This is a genomic window from Brevibacterium sp. LAARM2_SD2, from assembly GCF_057364785.1.
In genome coordinates this window covers 53,388-73,241 of record NZ_JBNFOM010000016.1, presented here as the reverse complement: position 1 = coordinate 73,241, position 19,854 = coordinate 53,388, and the positions used below count along the sequence as shown (strand labels likewise).

Genomic DNA, 19,854 nt, shown 5'->3' with positions numbered 1-19,854 from the left:
TCCACGCTACGCCGCCCCACGTGAGGCGGCCAGTCCGGTCACTCGGTCACTGTCCGGTCAGGGACCTCCAGAGGAAGCGGTAGCTCAGCGCCCGGACGAACGCCGCCTGCTTGTTGTCCGAGGCCGCCGCATGCCCGCCCTCGGTGTCCTCGAAGAACCAGACGTCGGGGATGTCCATCGCCTGCATGCGGGCGGCCATCTTCCGCGCCTGGACGGGTCCGACCCGGTCATCCGAGGTGGCCGTCCAGAAGAGGACCGGCGGATAGTCGACGTCGGCGGCGAGGAGGTGGTACGGCGAGAAGGTGCGGATGAACTCCCAGTCCTCCGGCACGTCGGGGTCACCGTATTCGGCCTTCCACGAGTAGCCGGCGCTCAGCTTCGTGTAGCGGCGCATGTCGAGCAGCGGCACGCCGCAGGAGACGGCGCCGAAGAGCTCCGGGTACTGCGTGAGCATGTTCCCGACGAGGAGGCCGCCGTTCGATCCCCCGGCGCAGCCGAGGTTCGCCGGGCGGGTGACGCCGCGGTCGATGAGGTCGCGGGCGACGGCGGAGAAGTCCTCGTAGGCGCGCATCCGGTTCTCCCGCATCGCCGAGGTGTGCCACACCGGACCGTACTCTCCGCCGCCGCGGATGTTGGCCAGCACGTAGACGCCCTTCCTGCCCGCCGGCAGCGACGAGTCGCCCGTCGTCTCCCGCGACAGCCAGCCGAGGCCGACGATCGGCGAGTAGACGGGGGTGCGGCTGACTTCGAATCCGCCGTAGCCGTCGAGGAGGGTCGGGTTGGCGCCGTCGAGGGTGAGTCCCTCCTCGGCGATCTGGAAGTACGGGATCCGGGTCCCGTCGGCGCTCGTCGCGAAGTGCTGTTCGACGCTGAATCCGGTGGCGGGGAAGAGCGCGGGCGAGGATTTGATGACGGCGGTGTCCGCGCCGTCGGTGCCTGCCGCGTCGCGGTCGGTGCCTGCCGGGTCAGGGTTGGTGCTTGCCGCGTCGCGGGCGCCGCCGAGGCTGCCGTAGGACAGGGTCGACGGGGTGAGGAACCCGGTGCTGACGAGCCAGAAGTCGTTGGCCGTCGCGTCGTCGTCGGGGTCGACGGGGCTGAGGCTGACCATGTGGTTCGCGGGCACTCCCGGCAGCGGCGTCGACGCGAAGTCGGCGGCGGGGTCGAGGACGAGGAGTTCGGACTGGACGTCGCGGAGGAGTTCGAGGACGAGGAAGTCACGGGTCTTCGCCCAGGATCCCAGGGCGGTGTGGTCGTCGGGCGCGAAGATGACGCGAGGTCGGATCGTGCCCGCCTTGACCTCGGCGGTGGGGGCGACGGCGAGGCCGCCGGCGGGAACGACGACGTCCCCGGCATCCCAGGCCGTCTGCGGCCGGAAGAGCACGTGGTCGTCGTCGACGCCGACGGAGACGTCGGTCGGAACGTCGACGCTGATCCAGGCGTCCTCCCACGCCGAGGCGGTCGCCGGCAGGCTGCCGCCGTCGGCCCTGATGTCGTCGAGGTCGATGAAGCTGGCCGTCGAGTTGAAGAAGTCGATGGCGTCGATGACGACGGCGCGGTCGCGGGTCCGCTGCTGCGGGGCGCCGACGTCGCTGCCGACGAAGATCGCGACGTGGTCGCGGGGCACTTCGGCGACGATGGGGGCCTCGGCGATCGCCTGCCCGCGGCGCAGGGCGCGAGCCTGGCGGGGGTAGGACGAGGTGGTCAGCGAGTCGGGTCCGGTGTCCGTGGCCACGAGGATCGTGTCGGCGTCGAGCCACGCGAAACGGGTCTTCGCGGCGGGGATGTCGAAGCCGTCGGCGACGAAGGTCTTCGTCACGAGGTCGAACTCGCGCACCCGGTGGGCGTCGCCGCCGTCGGGCGAGAGCGACACGAGGGCCCGAGTGTGGTCGGGGCGCAGCACCGAGGCACCGGCCCAGACCCATGGAGTGTCTTCGGTGCGGGCGAGTTCGTCGACGTCGAGGAGGACGTCCCACTCCGGGTCCTCGGAGGCATAGCTGTCCCAGGTGGTGCGGCGCCAGATGCCCTTCGGGTGGTCCTTGTCGCGCCAGAAGTTGACGTAGTGGTCGCCGCGTTTGGTGACCATGGGGATTCGGTCGTCGGAGTCGAGAGCCGTGAGGATCTCGTCGGACATCTGGTCGAAGAGTCCGTCGCGGAAGTGTTCGAGGGTGGCAGCGTTCTGGTCGCGGACCCAGGCGAGCTGTTCATCGCCGTCGATGGCCTCGAGCCAGAGGTTCTCATCGTCGGGTTCGGGAGACTGGACACTGGATTCCGGCGAAGCACTGTTCATGCTTCCATCCTGCCAGCTCAGCCGAGTGACTTTCGACTCAGATCGCGTCTCTCGAAGTGGTATGGGTCACAGCGGCGGGGTCACAGCGGTGGGCGGTGCAAGACGAGGCCGGGGCGACCGTTGGGGGCCTGGGGTCCGTGCCCGAGCGCGGTGAAGCCGAGACTTTCGTAGAGGCGGCGCGCGGGGCTGTCGATGTCATCGGTCTGCAGCCAGCAGCCGTAGCCGGCGATCGCGCTCAGCCAGGTCACGAGGGTGATGCGCCCGAGGCCGGAGGCCCGCAGGCGAGGGTCGCGGGCGAGGAGGTTGAGTGCGAATGTCCATTCGAGCGTCGGGGCGGCGTCGCCGAGGCGGTCGCGGAGTTCGTAGGCCCATTCGTAGTTCTGCTCCTGCCATGCCCAGAAGTGGCCGTAGGCGATCGCGCGGAGTCTGCCGTCGCCGGCCGAGCGAACGAGGGCGGTGAGGACCTGGCCCTTGCGCACCGAGGCGTCGTAGACCTTCGCGAAGTGCGCCGCGTACTTCGGATCCTCGTTGAGCGGCGGTTCTGCGGCGGCGGCGCCGTAGAGTTCGCCGACTTCGTCCGGGGGCGGAAGCACACCGTGCACGCCGGCGGCCGATGCCACCGGCTCCCACGTGTCGCCGAGGCCGCCGGGAAGCCCCCACACGAGTTCGACAGGCAGTGTTGCGTCCGCGGCCGTCGGTGCCCCGGTCCCGGGAAGGTCGTTCATACTACAACCTTAACGACTTGAGTAGTCATTGCACTGAACACCAGGCAAACTGATGTCGCAGTCTGGCGAGAGAATCGTCAGGGAGCTGCGATTCGACTTCGGGTTGCCGGTTGACATCGGGCTGCCGGTCGACATCGGGCTGCCGGTCGACATCGGGCTGCCGGTCGACAGCCGCGCGTCATCAGGCACCTGTCCGTGCCTCGACCTCTCTGGCCAGCCGAGACTCGACCGTGCTCTCCCCCGGCCGCCGACTCGCTCGCGGCGCTCTCCGCCGTCGCCGACCCGACGTCCCGCATTGACCACCCGGTGACTGTTCTCGATCGTGCGGAGTCACGACAGACCGGTCCCCTCGAGTCAGTGCCGCGGTGAACTCGCCGGTGATGCGCCATCTGGACTCCGGCGACACCGGAAATGCTTCGATGATCTGCCAGATGACATGTGAGTTCGCCTCTTCCGAGACCTCTGACGTGACGAGTTCACTCCCACGCGCTTCTGCCTCGCCTGCTTCTCTCTCGCCGCCCGGGTCGCGGGCATTCGGTTGTCGTCCGACGCTCGATCTTCGACCGTCGATCGGGCGGGTTCTCACTGTGTATCGGTGGCCGGTCGGCGTCGTGACGATGAGTTCGTCGGCGGTGGCTCGGTGCCTCCACCCCGCGAGCTCCTTCGTGTAATTGCAGGCGGCGCACAATCCTGAAGCGTTGTCCCAGGTGGTGGCTCCGCCATCAGCGACAGGCGTGGCATGGTCGGCATGTTTGATCAGGGCGTCGCACCACGGAGTCCGGCACACGTCATCGCGGACGAGGACCATCTGGCGCAGCAGGCCCCCGAACTCCCGGCGCTTCGAATCCATGGCGACCAGCTGACCATCGGCGGGCCGAGTGTAGAGCCTGCGCAGGAACACGCCCGCGTCGTTCTCGGCGATGAGCGACCGTGCCGCACCGGCCGGAATCGGGCCGAATCCCGGCAGCCACGCCGGGTCGTCGCCGGCGTCGAACATCGTCTCGTCGTTCATCACGACGAGCACGTCGAGCGGGACCGCATCGGCGCTCTCCTGCCCGGTCACGCGCTCGACGAGCAGGTCCGCCATCGTCTGGCTCTGCGTGCTGCCACCGGATGCACCGGTTCCCACTCGCGCTGCCGCCGATGTCGAGAGATTCGCGAATGCGGCGACAGCCTGCTGCATCGGCAGGAATGCGGTGAGGTAGGCCATGTTGCCCGGAGCCGGTCGGACGGTGACGCGGCGTTCGGTCGTGCAGTGATCGAGGTGGTCGACGGCCGCGACCTGGTCGAGCTTCTGTGCCAGCATCCGCACTTCGCTGCTGAGGCGCCCCACCCCCACCTCGGCGAGACGATCGGCCATCTGCTCATCGAGCTCCTGCTTCTTCTCCCGTGGCAGCCAGGAGGACTCCCGCGCGACGGCTTGAGCCTTCTCCTCCGAGATCTCTCCCTGCGACAGGGCCGCGTACGTGTGCGGCAGGTCCATGAGCAGGGTGCGAGCGAATCCGATGAGTTTGCTGCCGCGCGCACGCGACACCTTGCGGGCGAGACCGATCTCCGCGCCCACTCCCCTGCCCTGCCGTGCGCTGGGCACACCGTCCTCGGCCTCCCGGTTGCGGCGGTGCATGTCGAAGGTGAGGGCCTCGCGTGCCTGAGCGGCAGCGGCGGCCGAGGTCAGCTCCTCGAGCGCGGTGATCCGCTCGATCGCCTCACGCTCGGTCGTCGCCGGAGGCAGGGCGGACAGCGCTTCGCGCCAGCGGACGATGTCCGCGATGACGTCTGAAACGGTCTCCGACTCCATGACACAACCCTAGAGGTCGGTCCTGACACGACCCCGTCGAACACTGTCACCGCAGGTCAGTCCGCTGACGACGGAGTGGGCGACAGGGCGTCGGACGCCCGGCACCCCTCTCACCCGAGTCGCCGCGGCACCGACAGTCGCGGTCGCGTCGCAGCATCAGCAATCAAGGGCGCGCCGGAGCAACCGCAGAATCGGCAGTCACGCCCGGCTCAGACGAGCTTCTCCCCCGTCGTCTCCCGCGCGAGGAACCCCATGAGCACAACGGCGGCGACAACGAGCACCCCGGTGAGGGCGAACGTCGTGACGAGACCGAGCACAGGCCACATGAACGCTCCGAAGACCAGAGGGGCGATGCCGGTGGCGATCCGCGACGCCGCTGACGCCCAGCCGAAGCCGGAGCCGCGCAGCCGGGTCGGATAGAGCTCGGAGACGTAAGTGTAGAGCGTCGGGATGGCGATCTGGATGACGAATCCGAAGCCGATGATGCTCGCCTTCGCCGCGAAGCTCAGCTCCGATCCGGAGGCCTCGATGAAGACGGCCACGCACACGAGGAGACCTGCCGAGACGATCGCCGTCACCCCGAGCACCAGTTTGCGCCCGAGCCGCTCGACGACGAGCGCAGAGACGACGACACCGAGGATGCCGACAGCGGTCATCGCACCGGTGACGAGGAAGGCCGCCTGGTCGCCGAGTCCCTGCTTCTTGAGGATCCCCGGCAGCCATGTCAGTGCCGCGTAGTAGACAAGGAGGACGGAGACGAAGAGCGCCCACGACACCAGCGTCGTCTTCGCCGAGTACTGCCACAGCTGAACGAGCTGACCGCTGGCAGCCCGCAGCTGACCACTGACGGAGGTGATGAGACCCGCGGAGTTCCCTTCCATGCCCGAGGAGTCACCCGGGGTGACCGCAGGATCCCCCTGCCTGCCCGCGGAGTTGCCCTGCGTGATCGCCGCGTCCTCCCGCAGAACGGCAGCGTCAGTCCGGGTGTGGTCAGTCCGGGTGCGATCAGCTTGGGTGCGGTGCCCGGTCCCCTCGCCGAGGCTGTCGTGGCCGTCGCGGGCGGAGACCGCGGCTGGCACGTCGTGCGTCCAGGTCGTGACGTTCGCTCCCGTGCGCTCGACGAGCCTGGCGATGATGGCGTCGGCCTCGGCTGTGCGCCCGACTGAGGCGAGATAGAGAGGTGATTCGGGGATTCCGAACCGCACGGCGACCGTGAGCAGGGCGGGAATGATCATGACGAGCATGATGAGCCGCCAATCGCCCATGGTCAGCAGCCACGCGGAGACGAACGCGCACAGTGAGGCGCCGATCGGCCACCAGCCGTCCATCGCGGTGAGGACGCGTCCGCGGTGCCTGCTCGGAGTGAACTCGCCGACGAGTGCGTAGTCGACGGGGATGCATCCGCCGAGCCCGAACCCGGCGAGGAACCGGAACGCGATGAACCACCCGAACTCGGGCGCGAATGCTCCGGCGACGGTGAAGATCGAGAAGACGAGGAGCGTGAGCGTGAATGCCTTCTTGCGGCCGATGACATCGGCGATGCCGCCCCAGACGAAGGCACCGAGGGCCATGCCGATGAGGTTGGCCGTGGCGATCCATGCCGCCTCGCCGACGCTCAGGTCCCAATGCTCGCTGAGCAGGGGGATGAGGAATCCGTTGAGGGCGACGTCCCAGGCGTCGAACATGAAGCCGAGACCGCCGATGAGGAAGATCGCGCCCTGCGTGTTCCATTTCCACGGCAGGTTCGCGATGACGTCAGAGGCGGTGGGCGTCGAGGTCGAGGCTGCGGCTGTCACGAGGACACAGTACAACGTTTAACGCACAGATGCGCAAAACATGCGCCGGCGGCGGGATATGCGCCAGGGCGATACCCCGCTCGACGCGTGCCGGACCCAATCCCACCTGATATGCACAGAGGCGGATCCCGCTCGCGACCACGATGGTCATCGAGCCGGATCCGCCCCCGGAGAGCAGGTGGCGCTCAGCTCCTCACGCGAGCCGCACGAGCCAGTTGTTCTTGTCCTCGGCGCGACCGTACTGGATGTCGAGCAGCGCCTTGCGCAGCGCCATCGTCTTCTCCCCGGGCTCGTCGCCGTGGTCGATCGTGAACTCGTCGGAGACGAGCTTGCCGATCGGCGTGATGACGGCGGCGGTGCCGCACGCGAATGCCTCGACGATGTCGCCGTTCTCCGCTCCCTCACGCCACTCCTCGATGGTGATCGGCCGCTCGACGGGCTCGAGGCCGAGGTCGGGGGCGAGGTCGAGCAGGGACCGCCGGGTCACACCGTCGAGGATCGTGTCGCTGAGCTCGGGGGTGAGCAGCTTGCCGTCCTTCGTCACGAGCATGAGGTTCATGCCGCCGAGCTCGTCGATGTACTTGTGCTCCTCGGCATCGGTGAAGAGCACCTGCTGGCAGCCGTTGTCCGCCGCCTCCTGCTGGGCGAGGAGGGACGAGGCGTAGTTGCCGCCGCACTTCGCGAAGCCCGTGCCGCCGGAGCCGGCGCGGTTGAGCTTCTTCGACAGCCAGATCGACACCGGCTTGATGCCGCCGGCGAAGTAGGGGCCGGCAGGCGAGGCGATGACGTAGTAGTCGACCTCGTGGCTCGCCCGGACACCGAGGAACCGCTCGGAGGCGATCATGAACGGACGCAGGTAGAGGCTCGACTCGTCACCGTCGGTGCCCGGCGTCGGCACCCACGCCTCATCCGTCGACACGAGCGCCTTGAGCGAGTTGATGAAGTCCTCTTCGCTCAGCTGCGGCAGCGCGAGGCGCTCGGCGGAGCGGTTGATGCGCACGGCATTGCGATCCGGGCGGAACGTCCACACCGAGCCGTCCGCGTGACGGTAGGCCTTGAGGCCCTCGAAGATCTCCTGCGCGTAGTGGAAGACCGCGGCCGCCGGGTCGAGGACGATCGGACCGTAGGGTTCGACCTGGTGGGCCTGCCACCCGTCCTCGTTCGTGTACCGGATGTGGGCCATGTGGTCGGTGAAGTACTGCCCGAACCCGGGATCCTTCTTGATGTCCTCGCGCACCAGCTCAGGCTGCGGCTGGATGTTCTTGAGGACGGCGAATTCAGTCATCAGAGCTTCTTTCCCAGTTGTGAGGCGTAACACGTCTCAGGGTAGTCCATCCGACGACCCGGTCATCCATCGGGGGTCGACTCCCACCGCGCCGAGGCGGGGCGTCCCTCCGCGACGAGGTGACCTGTGTCCCCGGCGGGCGCCCGGGGCCCGTCCCGGCGGGCCCGAACGATCCATCCCGCGGGCCCGGCCGCCCGGTTCACCCCAGTCGGGCGGCGATCGCGTCACCCACCTCGGCGGTGGTCCGCGGGGTGCCGTCGCGCTCGGCGAGATCGGCTTCGACGGCCGTCTCGATCGCGGCGGCCACGGAGTCGAGTCCGAGGTGGGAGGCCATGAGCGCACCCGAGAGGATCGACGCGGTGGGGTCGGCGATCTGCTTGCCGGCGATGTCCGGCGCCGAACCGTGGATCGGTTCGAAGAGGCTCGGCGCGGTGCCCTCGACGTTGAGGTTGCCCGAGGCGGCCAGGCCGATGCCCCCGGTCACCGCGGCGGCGAGGTCGGTGAGGATGTCACCGAAGAGGTTGTCGGTGACGATGACGTCGTAGCGCTCGGGGTCGGTGACCATGTAGATCGTGCACGCGTCGGTGTGCTCGTAGTTGACGGCCACCTCGGGGAACTCCTCGCCGACCTTCTCGACGACACGGCGCCACAGGTGCCCGGCATGGACCATGACGTTGTGCTTGTGGACGTAGGTGAGCTTCTTCCGCCGGGCCTGCGCCCGCTCGAAGGCATCGCGCACGGCCCGCTCGACGCCGTACCACGTGTTGACCGACACCTCGGTCGCGACCTCGTGCGGGGTGTCCGTGCGCACGGAGCCGCCCATGCCGGTGTACGAGCCCTCCGTGCCCTCGCGGACGACGACGAAGTCGATCGCGGGACGGGCGGCGAGGGGACTCTCGACGCCGGCGAAGAGCTTCGCGGGACGGAGGTTGACGGCGTGGCCGAGCCCGAAGCGCATCTTGAGGATGACCCCGCGCTCGAGGACTCCCGAGGGCACGCTCGGGTCGCCGCACGCGCCGAAGAAGATCGCATCGTGGTTGCGCAGGGCCGCGAGTTCGTCATCGGTGAGCGTCTCGCCCGTCTCGTGCCAGCGCTTGGCCCCGACCTCGTAGTCGGTGAGCTCGAGGGCGACCGGCTCCCCGGAGAGCTCGATCGCGCGCTGGAGGACCTTGAGCCCTTCCGGCACGACCTCGGTGCCGATTCCGTCGCCGGGCATGACCGCTATGGAGTACGTCTTCATGCCCGCCAGACTAGAGCCCATCTCATCATGCAACCAGCCCATATCACTATGTGAACAGATCGCCTCGGCGCCTCCCGATCCTCCCACAGGTCCGAACGTGGACAATTTCACGTCTCAATCTTCGTCTGCGGCTACAAAATCCTTGGTCGACCGACGAAAATGGTGGTCAGCCGTCGCGACTCGACCGCGGCCGCAGACTCGCCGACTCACCGCTTCCGAGAGAAAGTCGATCCTTGACAGAAACGATCCGCAATCGTCGCGCCGCCTCCCTCCCCGCCAAGCTGTCCCGCTCGTGGCTGCTCGTCAATGCGGCGAAGGAGGCTCTGTTCGCACCCGCGCAGGCGTCCGAGGCCGATTCTGTCATCTTCGACCTCGAGGCCTCGGTGGCCGAGGACAAGAAGCTCGAGGCCCGCGACAACGTCGTCCGCGCCCTCGAGTCCGGCATGTCGGCGTGGGTGCGGATCAACAAGATGGAGTCGGAGTTCTGGGACGACGACCTCGCGGCCGTCGCCATGCTGCCCGGTCTGCGCGGGGTCATGCTGCCGGAGACCGAGCGCCCCGAGCAGGTCTCCTACACCGCGATGCGCGCGAAGGCCGGCCTGCCCGTGCTCGCGCTCCTCGAATCCGCCCGCGGCGTCGAGAACGCGACGAAGATCGCCGAGGCGCCCGGCACCTTCCGCCTCGCCTTCGGCACGAACGACTTCCGCAAGGACACCGGATTCTCCGGTGATCCGATGGCCCTCGCGTACGCCCGGTCGCGCCTGACCATCGCCTCGCGCATGGGCGGGCTGCCCGGCGCGATCGACGGCCCCTCGGCCGCCGACGCCAGCGATGAGCAGGTGCGTGAGGACGCCGACGTCACCCACAACATGGGCATGACGGGCAAGCTCGTCCTCAACATCGACCAGGTCAACGCCCTCAACGAGGCGATGAGCCCGAGCGAGGACGAGCGCACGTGGGCCCGCCAGATGCTCGCGGCGGCCGAAGGCGGCACGGAGATCACCGACGGCTCGTACCTGCCGCGTCTGGCGCGCGCGAAGAAGATCGCGTCGCTCGCCGACACCTACGGTCTCTGGAACGCCTGATCAGCGCCGATGCGCCCGGGGCCGGGCAACCGGCCCCGAACCCCCGTCTGCCCTCCCAGCACCGTCCGCAGTCGCCCCCACACCGCGGTGGGCGCTGTGGTCGGTGCTGCCGGCCATGCTCCTCGTCGGCGCGTTCGGCCTCTGGCTGCGCCTGACCCACACCGGGCCGACCCCGCTCGATGTGTGGTGGGCCCACCTCGTCAAGGTGCCGCTCGATTCGGTGCCGTACTGGGTCGCGGTCACCCTCGCCGAGGTGGGCGGCGGCAACGGGGCGATGATGTGCACCGCGCTGGCTGCCGCGATCTTCATCCTGCTGCGCCGGTTCCGTGCCGCTGTCGTCATCGTCACGACGATGCTGCTCGGCGTCGGCCTCTCCGAGCTCATCAAGCTGCTCGTCGAACGGGCCCGCCCGGGCGATCAGCTCTACTCGTCGCTGGGCTACTCCTATCCGTCCGGTCACTCGATGGGCGCGGCGGCGCTGGCCTTCGGGCTCGCGCTCATCGTCACGCGGGCGGCGACGAGCACCCGTGCCGATCCCCTGCGGCTCCGCTTCCACTGGTCGCTGCTGCTCGCGGCAGGCTGGGTGCTCGCGATGATGTGGTCGCGCACCGCACTCCAGGTCCACTGGCTCACCGACACGATCGCCGGCGTCCTCGTCGGGCTCACCGCCGCGATCCTCGCCGATGCCCTGTGGACGTGGATCGGTCTGCGCACCCGCTCACCGCTGCTGCTCCGTTAGGCCCTCTCCGCTAGCCCCTCTCCGTCCGCCCCGCCCCGGCAGCGCCGAGCACGTCGAGGGCGGCGCTGACCGTCTGCGCGACGAGGCGGTCGTCGATCGGCGGCAGGCCCGGGAGGACCAAGCGCATGAGGAGCGGCCCGGTGAGGAGATCGGCGAGCCAGTCGGGGTCGGCACCGGGGGCGATCTCTCCGCGGTCGACGGCCCGGGCGAGGATGACTCGCGTGAATTGCCGCCTCGGTGAGAGGTAGGAGTCGAAGAACGCCGCCGCGCCGGACACATCGCCGGCGATGTCAGCGGCCCATCCGGCGAAGCCGCGGGTGACGACGGGGTCGGTGAAGAGCCGCTGCTGCCGAGCCTGCACCTCCGTGAGGTCGCCTGCGAGGCTGCCGGTGTCGATGTCGGTGTCCGTGCCGTGGCGGGCGGTGGGCACGAGCGGCACCACCTCGGCGAGATTGCGGAACCGGCGATAGAAGGCGGGCTTGTTCGTGCCCGCCCGCTCGACGACGAGATCGACGGTGACGGACGCGTAGCCGCGTTCGATGACGAGATCGGTGAGGGCGCTGACGATCTCGGATTCCGTTGCGCTCTTGCGCGGGCGACCGGTTCGGCTCATAGTGTAACCAATAGTAACGTTAATCGATGCGGACGACCCCTGGTCGCCGGTGAGGGGTTCCCATGTACAAGCGCATCGTCAGGGCCCGCATCCGCGCGGTCTTCGACCAGATCAGCCGCGGTCAGGTCATGCCCATGGTCGACAGCCTCGCCCCGCGCTTCGTCGACGTCTTCCACGGCGACCATGCGCTCGGCGGTCGGCGCACCACCCGGGAGGCGATGATCCGCTGGTGGGAGCGGGTGACGAGCATCCTGCCCGACGCCCGGTTCGCCGTCGACGACGTCATCGTCGACGGCGGACCGTGGCACACGCGGATCGCCGTGCGCACCCGCGTCTCGGGCTCACTGCCCGGCGGCGGCCGCTACGAGAACACGATGTTCCAGTTCCTCACCCTGCGGTGGGGGCGGATCATCGCGGTCGAGACGCTCGAGGACCTGCAGGTCCTCCAGCGCGCGCTCGCCGAGGTGGCCGCCGCGGGCAATCCGGACGCTGCGGCCGCGCCGATCACGGACTCGCCCTGACCGGCGAGTCGGCCTCAGTGCGCGCCGACGGCGTCGAAGCGCGCGCCTTCGGGCTTGGCCTCGAGCAGCATGAAGACGAGGACGATGAGCGGCCCGGCGAACGGGACGAGCGCGATGAAGAGGAGCGCTCCGGGCATGTTGACGTCGTGGAGACGGCGGACCATGAGCGCGAGCATCGGCACGATGACGGCGAGGAAGACGACGACGAGGAGCGCGAGACCGAGCCAGATGAGTGTCGCAGCCGGCGCGTGGTTCATGATGCCCGGGGACTGTTCGAGGGTGATCGCCTCACCGGTGGTCTGATCGACCCCGAACTCGGTGATCTTGGGGTTCGCGGCCGCCCACGCGAGGCCGATCGACATGCCGATGATGATGAGCGCATACGGGATCGCCATGGCGATGGCGACGAACAGGTAGACCCACCAGAACTCGCTGCGGGAGGCACGGCCGGAGAACACGGAGTACTTCTTGAGGAAGCGGGAGACCGCCTGCTTCGGACGGGCACCGCGCAGCGGCAGCGCGAGATCGCCGAGGCTGCCGGCAGCGGCCGTGCCGGCCACCGGGGCCTGGTGGGTGTCCTGCCCGGGAGCGGGCAGAGGGGACTGGGGGGAGTTGGTCATCGGGTTCCTTCATGGGAGTGGAACCGGCCCGACGCAGGCCACCCGAGGACGACCAGCGCGGGACCGGCGATGGTCGATGCAGTCACCGAGGGTTTCGATGTGCGCTGACCATCATAGCGGTGCCCCGCACCCGCCTGCGCGGATACGGGGCACCGAGTGTGGTCTGCGTCGGGTCCGCTCAGTCCTCGTCGAGCGAGACCGCGGAGAACGCCGAGGCGTTGACTGCGCCGGCGACGGCCCGCACGACCTCCTCGGGCACCGCCGAATCGACGGCCATGACCGAGAGCGCCTCGTTGTCCTCCGACGACGGTGAGACCTGCATGCCGGCGATGTTGATCTCGTTGGCGCCGAGCGCGAGCCCGAGCTGACCGATGATGCCCGGACGATCCTCGTAGCGGAAGATGAGGAGGTTGTCGGTGAGCTCGATCTCGAGATCGAAGCCGTCGACCTCGGTGAGCTTCTGCACGAGCTTCGGACCCGTCACGGTGCCGGCGACGGTGATCCGCTGTCCGTCCCCGGTCGTCGCGGTCAGGCGGGTGATGTTGCGGAACGATTCGCAGTACGGATCGGTCGTCAGCTCGACCCCGATCCCCCGCTCCTCGGCAAGCAGCGGGGCGTTGACGTAGGAGACCTGGTCGGAGACGACGTCCTTGAACAGGCCCTTGAGCGCCGAGAGCTTGAGGACGGAGACGTCCTTGTCGGCGATCTCGCCGTTGACCTCGACCTTGAAGTGCGTGACCGAGGATTCGGCGAGGGCGTTGACGACCCGGCCGAGGCGCTCGGCGAGCGGGATCCCGGGACGGACGTCCTCGTGGATCGCCCCGCCTGCGACGTTGACGGCGTCGGGGACGAGCTCACCGGCGAGCGCCTTGCGCACGGACTTCGCGACCGCGACCCCGGCCTTCTCCTGGGCCTCGACCGTCGACGCGCCGAGGTGGGGCGTGACGTTGACGGCGTCGAGGTCCATGAGCGCGGACGGCTCGGGCGGTTCGACGTTCCACACGTCGATGCCGGCGCCTCCCACGGTGCCCGCGGCGACCGCCTCGGCGAGCGCCTCCTCATCGATGATGCCGCCGCGGGCGACGTTGACGAAGCGGGCGCCCGGCTTCGCGAGCGCGAACTGCTCGGTGCTGATCATCCCGATCGTCTCGGGCGTCTTGGGCATGTGGACGGTGACGAAGTCGGAGACCGCGAGCAGCCCCGGCAGGTCGACGACCTCGACGCCCATCTGCGCGCGCGCGCCTGCGTGATGTAGGGGTCGTAGCCGACGAGGCGCATCCCGAAGGCCTTCGCGCGTTCGGCGACGAGACCGCCGATGCGGCCGAGGCCGATGATGCCGAGCGTCTTCTCGTAGAGTTCGACGCCGGTGAACTTCGAGCGCTTCCACTCCCCCGCCTTGAGCGAGGTGTTGCCGGCGCCGAAGTACCGGGCCGAGGCGAGGATGTGGGCCATCGTCAGCTCGGCGGCGGAGATGATGTTCGACGTCGGGGCGTTGACGACCATGACACCCGCCGAGGTGGCGGCCGGGACGTCGACATTGTCGAGGCCGACGCCGGCGCGGGCGATGACCTTGAGGTGCGCGGCCGCGGCGATCGCCTCGGCGTCGACCTGGGTGGCCGAGCGGACGAGAATCGCATCGGCGTCGACGATGTCGGTGAGCAGGCGGGAGCGGTCAGCGCCGTCGGTGTGACGGATCTCGAAGTCGCCTCCGAGTGCGTCGATGGTGGCCGGTGACAGGTTTTCGGCGATGAGCACGATGGGCTTGGGCACTGAGTTACTCCTTCAGGGAACCGGGACGGGCTCATCATATGAGACTGCGTGAATACCTTCACAAAGTCTCAGGATCTGGGAACACCGTCCGCGCCCCGAGCACCCTGGACACCTGGAGCACCTCGAGGCGCCTCAGCGTCAGAATCCGTTCGGCGAGTACGGCATCCGCTCGAGACCGAACATCGACTTCGCCTGGACGGCGGCTCCCGGCACGTTCTCCTCGATGCGACCGGCGCGGACGAGGATGACCGGGTCCGCCCCGCCGAAGTAGAGGGAGCCGAGTTCGGCGATGCCGAGGCTGAGGTCGGCCGGCGTCGCCTCCGAGACCGGTTCGACGACGGCGCTCTGCCCGTCGGAGGTGACGCGGAAGCGTCCCCCGGTGAGCTCCTGCGGATCGTCGATGTCGAGGACGAGAGTGCCGGGCACGAACCATGCGCGGGCCTCGAGGGCGGCCCTGACGTCGAGGATCCGGATCCAGATGTTGTCCTCCGTCGACGTCGTCTTCACGCGGCGGGAGTCCGTGAGCAGCCACGGCAGCGGCGAGTCCTCGGCGGATTCGCCGAACTTCACCCGCGTCGAGAGGTCAATCGCGGCGAGGAAGGACCACAGGGAGGCGTACGCGGCGTCGGTGACGGCGACGAAGTCGATGAGCTCGATCGTCGGCGGGGTCGTCGACCAGCCCGCGAACTTGTAGGAGACGTAGCCGTCGGGTTCGCCGTCCTCCCCGAAGTGCAGGGCGGCGCGGACTCCGCGATCGGCCTCTCCGGTCTCGGTGTTGAGCGCGCCGGTGGCCCGTTCGACGTAGGTCTGCTGCCGCTCCATCGCCCCCGGCGAGGTCTTCATGAACTCGCCGTAGATCTTCGGCGCGAGTTCGCGCAGCACGCTCGGCAGACACATCTCCACCCGCCGGTCGGGTTCGCGGATCATCTGGAAGCCCGGCGAGGTGTCGACCTCGATCGCATGCGACCACGTCGCCACGCCGAAGCCGTAGCGGGAGTAGATCCCGCCCTCGGTCGCGGTCAGCGCCGCGAACGGGTAGCCGGCGGCCTTCGCCTCGGCGAGGTCGGTGGTGATCATCGACCGGAGCAGGCCCCGGCGGCGATGGGTGGGCCGCACGGTCACCCACGTGATGAGGTGCGCAGGCACGAGCCGCCCGGCACCGACGTTGACGAGCTTCTCGAACCACGCGAAGGTCGCGACGGGGATGTCGGCGTCGAGCGCATAGTCGTATTCGTTATCGGCGTAGACCGCGGTGAGACGACGATCGTCGTCGATCGCCCGCTGCACACGGGCCTTGAGCGCCGCATCGGTCGACCGGGAGTCGTGGAACCCCACGCTCGTCGACGCGAAGTAGCCCTTCGTCCTGGCATCCGGCTCCCCCGTGGACTCGTCGAAGGCGGGAGTGAAGCTCTCGAATCGGTAGTTCGTCACGGTGTCGTCTTCCTCGAGTCGGCCAGGGTTCCCTGCCTGCGACTCTAGCACCGGGGCCCCTGGTGACGAACGGAGGAAACTGCGCTACTGTCACGGAACTTCATGAGTTTGCTCAGACGACGATCAGGCGCATAATTGTTGAGCAGTTCGGCGATCCCGGACGCGACCGAGCCCACCGTCCGACCGACCACGAATCGAAGGACCACGATGACAGCAGCCCCGCCCGAGCGGCCGGGACGCGCGCCCCGCACAGACACCGTCTGGGCGCGACTGAAGCGCTCCCGACCAGCGATGATCGGCCTCGGGCTCGTCGTGTTCTTCGTCCTCCTCGCCGTCCTCGCCCCGGTGTTCGCGGCCCTGACCGGCAACAGCCCCTACGCCTACAACCCCGAGCTGCTCGCCCCCGACACCGCCCGGCCGGGCCGCTGGGCGGGATGAGTGCTCAGCACTGGTTCGGCGTCGAGCCCCGCACCGGACGCGATCTCTTCGCGATCGTCTCCTACGGCGCGCAGGTCTCCCTGCTCATCGGACTCGCCGCGACGCTCGTCTCCGTCATCGTCGGCGTGGCGATCGGACTCATCGCCGGCTTCTACGGGCACCTCGCCGACCGGCTGCTCTCCCGGTTCACCGACATCGTCTTCGGCTTCCCGTTCCTCATCTTCGCCATCGCGCTCTCGGCGACCGTGCCCGCAAGCTTCCCGCGCCCGCTCCTGCTCATCCTCGTCATCGGCTTCTTCGGCTGGCCGCCGGTCGCCCGCGTCGTCCGCAGCGAGACGCTCTCGCTCAAGGAGCGCGGGTTCGTCCGCGCCGCCGCCGCGCAGGGCACGAGCAGCGCGCGCATCCTCGTCCGCGAGATCCTCCCGAACCTCGCCGCGACGATCATCGTCTTCACGACCGTGTCGATTCCCGGCAAGATCGGCGCCGAGGCGGCCCTGTCCTTCCTCGGCGTCGGCGTCAACCCGCCCACCCCGTCGTGGGGCCGGTCGATCTCCGATGCGATCTCCTGGGTCCAGGTCGACCCGATGTACCTCATCTTCCCCGGCATGGCGCTCTTCCTCGTCACGCTCGGGTTCAACATGTTCGGCGACGGACTCCGCGACGCCCTCGACCCCACCGCCGAACAGGGCCCCGAGCGCAGTGCCGACCGCACCCCTGACCGCGGCCCCGACACCCCGAGGATCGACCCGATGAGCGCAGGAGGCCAGCCGTGAACCGCGTGAAGTTCGCCGCGTCCCGGATCCTCGGGGCCGTCGTCGTCCTCATCATCATCGCCGCCGCGTGCTTCGCGATCTTCTACCTCATGCCGACCAATCCCGCTCAGCTCTCGTGCGGCAAACCCTGCTCCCCCGAGCGCCTCGCCGAGGTCGAGGCCTACCTCGGCGTCGACCAGGCGTGGTGGAAGCAGCTCTTCGACTTCCTCGCCGGCATCATCGGCGGGCGGACCTTCGGCGAGGGAGCGGCGGCGATCCACTGCAATGCCCCGTGCTTCGGGTACTCGTTCCGGCTGCGGGACTCGGTGACGAACCTCATCCTCCAGCGGCTGCCGATCACCGTCTCCCTCACCCTCGGTGCCGCGGTGCTCTGGGCGATCGGCGGGATCGCGGCAGGACTCATCGCCGCACTCCGGCGCGGCCGGTTCACCGACTCCGCGGTCATGGGGGCGGCGATCACGGGAATCTCCGCACCGACGTACCTGCTCGGCCTCCTCGGCGTCCTCCTCTTCGGGTTCACCCTCAACGTCCTCCCGATCGGCGGCTACGTCCCGCTCACGGAGAACCCCCTAATGTGGGCCTTCCACCTCATCCTGCCGTGGATCGTGCTCGCGATCGCCAACGGCGCGATCTACGCGCGGCTCACCCGCGGGCAGATGCTCGACGTGCTCAGTCAGGACTACATCCGCACGGCCCGCGCGAAGGGCCTGAGCGAGACCGTCGTCGTCGGCAAGCACGGCCTGCGCAACCTCGTCGTGCCGCTGACGACGCTGTTCGCCATCGACATCGGCGGCCTGCTGGGCGGAGCGGTGATCACGGAGAAGGTCTTCGCCCTCGGCGGGGTCGGCACCCTGCTGCTCGAGTCGGTGTCGAGCCTCGACATCCAGGTCATCGTCGGCGTCACCCTCTTCGCCGCCGCCGTCGTCATCATCGCGAACCTGCTCGCCGACCTCAGCTACTCGATCCTCGACCCGCGGATCGGAGCACGCGCATGATCCCGCACTGTCGCCGCCCACGGCTCCTCCTCACCCCCTCTCCGCTCATCTCACGCAAAGGACCATCATGAAGCGCTTCGGCCTCCTCGCCGCCACCCTCGCCCTGGGGCTCGTCCTCACCGGGTGCAACGCGAATCCCGAACTCAACGACGACTCGCAGGGCAACACGCTCGGCGAGACGCAGAAGGGCGGGACCCTCAACATCTTCTCCGAGGACCCCGACATCGACTTCGACCCCGGCAAGAGCCAGGGGCTCGCGATCACCTCGCTCTCCCTCGTCCACCGCCGGCTCACGACGTGGGACATCCAGCCCGACCAGCCGGGCGAGGTCGTGCCCGACCTCGCCACGGACACGGGCACGGTCAGCGACGACGGCAGGACGTGGACGTTCACCCTCAAGGACGGGCTGAAGTTCGAGAACGGCGACCCGATCACGACCGCCGACATCAAGTACGGCATCGAGCGGTCGTTCTCGACCGAGCTCTCAGGCGGCCTGAGCTACCACAAGGGCCTCATCGAGGGCGGCGACGACTACGCCGGCCCGTTCACCGGGGACGACCTCGCCTCGATCGAGACACCGGATGAGAAGACGATCGTCTTCCGCCTCAACTCGACGTTCGGCGACTTCCCGTGGATCGTCTCGATGCCCGCCTTCTCCCCCGTGCCCGAGGGCAGCGACGACCCCGGCACGTACGGCCTCGATCCCGTCGCCTCGGGTCCGTACAAGGTCGAGTCGAACCAGTCCGGCGCCGAGGCGGTGCTCACTCGCAACGACCAGTGGAATGAGGAGACCGATCCGGTCCGCACGGCCGGCCCCGACCAGGTCGTGTTCAAGCTCGGCCAGGACGCCTCGGTGACCTCGCAGGCGCTCATCTCCGACTCCGGGGACGCGAAGAACGGGTTCTCCGCGAGCTTCGTCCCCGCCTCGCAGCTCGCGCAGGTCCAGAACGACCCGAACGCGCAGTCGAGGCTCGTCACCTCGGGGCCCGGCGCCCTGTCCTACCTCGCGATGAACACCGAGCGGGAAGGGCTCAAGGACCTCAAGGTGCGGCAGGCGATCAACTACGCCGTCGACAAGAACACGTACCGGATCGCCGGCGGCGGTGAGATCTCCGGTGACTATGCGACGACGCTCATCACCCCCGGCATTCCCGGTCGCGTCGACTACGACCTCTACCCTGCCGGTCCCGAGGGTGACGTCGAGAAGGCGAAGTCCCTCCTCGCCGAGTCCGGTGCCGACCTCGGCCCGCTGACGCTGCTGACGAAGAACTCCGCCACCGACGTCGCCCAGGCCGAGGCGATCCAGCAGGCACTGGCCCGGGTCGACATCACCGTCGAGATCAGGTCCGTCGACACGAACACCTTCTCCGCCGATGCGACGAACGACGAGGGCGACTACGACCTCGCACTGACCTCATGGCAGCCGGACTACCCGTCGCCGTTCGGCAACATCCAGCCGCTCTTCGACTCCTCGCAGATCGGCGGCGGCAACTACAACATCTCCCGCTACTCGAACCCCGAGGTCGACGACCTCATCCAGCAGGCCACCGGGACTGTCGATGCGGCCGCGGCCGAGAAGATCTGGGCCGAAGCCGACAAGCGGATCATGGAGGACGCGCCGATCGTGCCGCTGACGTACAACCGGAACTCGTTCCTCCACGGCTCGAACGTCGAGAACTTCATCATCGGCGAGTTCCCGGCCTACCCCGTGTACTTCAAGGCCTCGCTGAAGGGCTGA

General features: G+C 68.7%; 16 protein-coding genes and 1 pseudogene. 7 read left to right on the top strand and 10 right to left on the bottom strand.

The window, feature by feature from the left end:
• Positions 1-46: 46 nt before the first annotated feature.
• From AC2W7K_RS11505 to AC2W7K_RS11480, 6 genes are all read right to left on the bottom strand, one after another.
• A complete protein-coding gene (locus AC2W7K_RS11505) occupies positions 47-2,287 on the bottom strand; it encodes a prolyl oligopeptidase family serine peptidase (protein ID WP_198499199.1) in 2,241 nt (746 codons plus the stop codon).
• A gap of 80 nt (positions 2,288-2,367) precedes the next feature.
• Entirely contained in the window at positions 2,368-3,012 is a 645-nt protein-coding gene (locus tag AC2W7K_RS11500; RefSeq protein WP_198499200.1) for a GNAT family N-acetyltransferase, read from the bottom strand.
• Positions 3,013-3,193: 181 nt separating this feature from the next.
• Complete coding sequence (locus AC2W7K_RS11495; RefSeq protein ID WP_198499201.1) at positions 3,194-4,810, bottom strand: HNH endonuclease; 1,617 nt, start codon at positions 4,808-4,810, stop codon at positions 3,194-3,196.
• Between the two features lie 209 nt (positions 4,811-5,019).
• On the bottom strand, positions 5,020-6,606 hold the full coding sequence (locus AC2W7K_RS11490; protein ID WP_198499202.1) for an MFS transporter: 1,587 nt from the start codon (positions 6,604-6,606) through the stop codon (positions 5,020-5,022).
• Between the two features lie 193 nt (positions 6,607-6,799).
• Positions 6,800-7,891 carry a branched-chain amino acid aminotransferase gene (locus AC2W7K_RS11485; RefSeq protein WP_198499203.1) on the bottom strand — a complete coding sequence of 364 codons (1,092 nt, stop codon included), beginning with the start codon at positions 7,889-7,891 and terminating at the stop codon, positions 6,800-6,802.
• A 199-nt stretch (positions 7,892-8,090) separates the two neighbouring features.
• Positions 8,091-9,131: a 3-isopropylmalate dehydrogenase gene (locus tag AC2W7K_RS11480; RefSeq protein ID WP_198499204.1), complete on the bottom strand. Its 1,041-nt coding sequence runs from the start codon at positions 9,129-9,131 to the stop codon at positions 8,091-8,093.
• Between the two features lie 233 nt (positions 9,132-9,364).
• Here AC2W7K_RS11480 and AC2W7K_RS11475 point away from each other — a divergent pair, with 233 nt between their 5' ends.
• Positions 9,365-10,216: an HpcH/HpaI aldolase/citrate lyase family protein gene (locus AC2W7K_RS11475; protein ID WP_198499205.1), complete on the top strand. Its 852-nt coding sequence runs from the start codon at positions 9,365-9,367 to the stop codon at positions 10,214-10,216.
• A gap of 103 nt (positions 10,217-10,319) precedes the next feature.
• Positions 10,320-10,955, top strand: a complete 636-nt coding sequence (locus AC2W7K_RS11470) for a phosphatase PAP2 family protein (RefSeq protein ID WP_232623641.1) — start codon at positions 10,320-10,322, stop codon at positions 10,953-10,955.
• Positions 10,956-10,965: 10 nt separating this feature from the next.
• Here AC2W7K_RS11470 and AC2W7K_RS11465 read toward each other — a convergent pair whose 3' ends face one another.
• Positions 10,966-11,568 (bottom strand): TetR/AcrR family transcriptional regulator, encoded by a 603-nt coding sequence (locus AC2W7K_RS11465; RefSeq protein WP_486006200.1) that lies wholly within the window; start codon positions 11,566-11,568, stop codon positions 10,966-10,968.
• 62 nt (positions 11,569-11,630) lie between these two features.
• Here AC2W7K_RS11465 and AC2W7K_RS11460 point away from each other — a divergent pair, with 62 nt between their 5' ends.
• Complete coding sequence (locus AC2W7K_RS11460; RefSeq protein ID WP_198499208.1) at positions 11,631-12,089, top strand: nuclear transport factor 2 family protein; 459 nt, start codon at positions 11,631-11,633, stop codon at positions 12,087-12,089.
• A gap of 14 nt (positions 12,090-12,103) precedes the next feature.
• On the opposite strand, the gene AC2W7K_RS11455 is transcribed toward AC2W7K_RS11460, so the two are convergent.
• From AC2W7K_RS11455 to AC2W7K_RS11445, 3 genes and pseudogenes are all read right to left on the bottom strand, one after another.
• Positions 12,104-12,709, bottom strand: coding sequence for a DUF805 domain-containing protein (locus AC2W7K_RS11455; RefSeq protein WP_198499209.1), 606 nt, complete (start codon positions 12,707-12,709; stop codon positions 12,104-12,106).
• Between the two features lie 178 nt (positions 12,710-12,887).
• Positions 12,888-14,479: pseudogene (gene serA, locus AC2W7K_RS11450) on the bottom strand (phosphoglycerate dehydrogenase).
• Between the two features lie 138 nt (positions 14,480-14,617).
• Positions 14,618-15,910, bottom strand: a complete 1,293-nt coding sequence (locus AC2W7K_RS11445) for a GNAT family N-acetyltransferase (RefSeq protein ID WP_198499211.1) — start codon at positions 15,908-15,910, stop codon at positions 14,618-14,620.
• 207 nt (positions 15,911-16,117) lie between these two features.
• On the opposite strand from AC2W7K_RS11445, the gene AC2W7K_RS11440 reads away from it, so the two are divergent.
• The 4 genes from AC2W7K_RS11440 to AC2W7K_RS11425 all read left to right on the top strand — a co-directional run bounded on the left by AC2W7K_RS11440 (position 16,118) and on the right by AC2W7K_RS11425 (position 19,854).
• Entirely contained in the window at positions 16,118-16,348 is a 231-nt protein-coding gene (locus AC2W7K_RS11440) for a hypothetical protein (protein WP_486006199.1), read from the top strand.
• On the top strand, positions 16,345-17,121 hold the full coding sequence (locus AC2W7K_RS11435; protein ID WP_486006198.1) for an ABC transporter permease: 777 nt from the start codon (positions 16,345-16,347) through the stop codon (positions 17,119-17,121). The genes AC2W7K_RS11440 and AC2W7K_RS11435 overlap by 4 nt, the downstream gene beginning before the upstream one ends.
• The gene (locus tag AC2W7K_RS11430; protein ID WP_198499213.1) at positions 17,118-18,116 is read left to right on the top strand and encodes an ABC transporter permease; all 999 of its coding nucleotides are present in this window, start codon (positions 17,118-17,120) and stop codon (positions 18,114-18,116) included. The genes AC2W7K_RS11435 and AC2W7K_RS11430 overlap by 4 nt, the downstream gene beginning before the upstream one ends.
• A 67-nt stretch (positions 18,117-18,183) precedes the next feature.
• Positions 18,184-19,854 carry an ABC transporter substrate-binding protein gene (locus AC2W7K_RS11425; protein WP_198499214.1) on the top strand — a complete coding sequence of 557 codons (1,671 nt, stop codon included), beginning with the start codon at positions 18,184-18,186 and terminating at the stop codon, positions 19,852-19,854.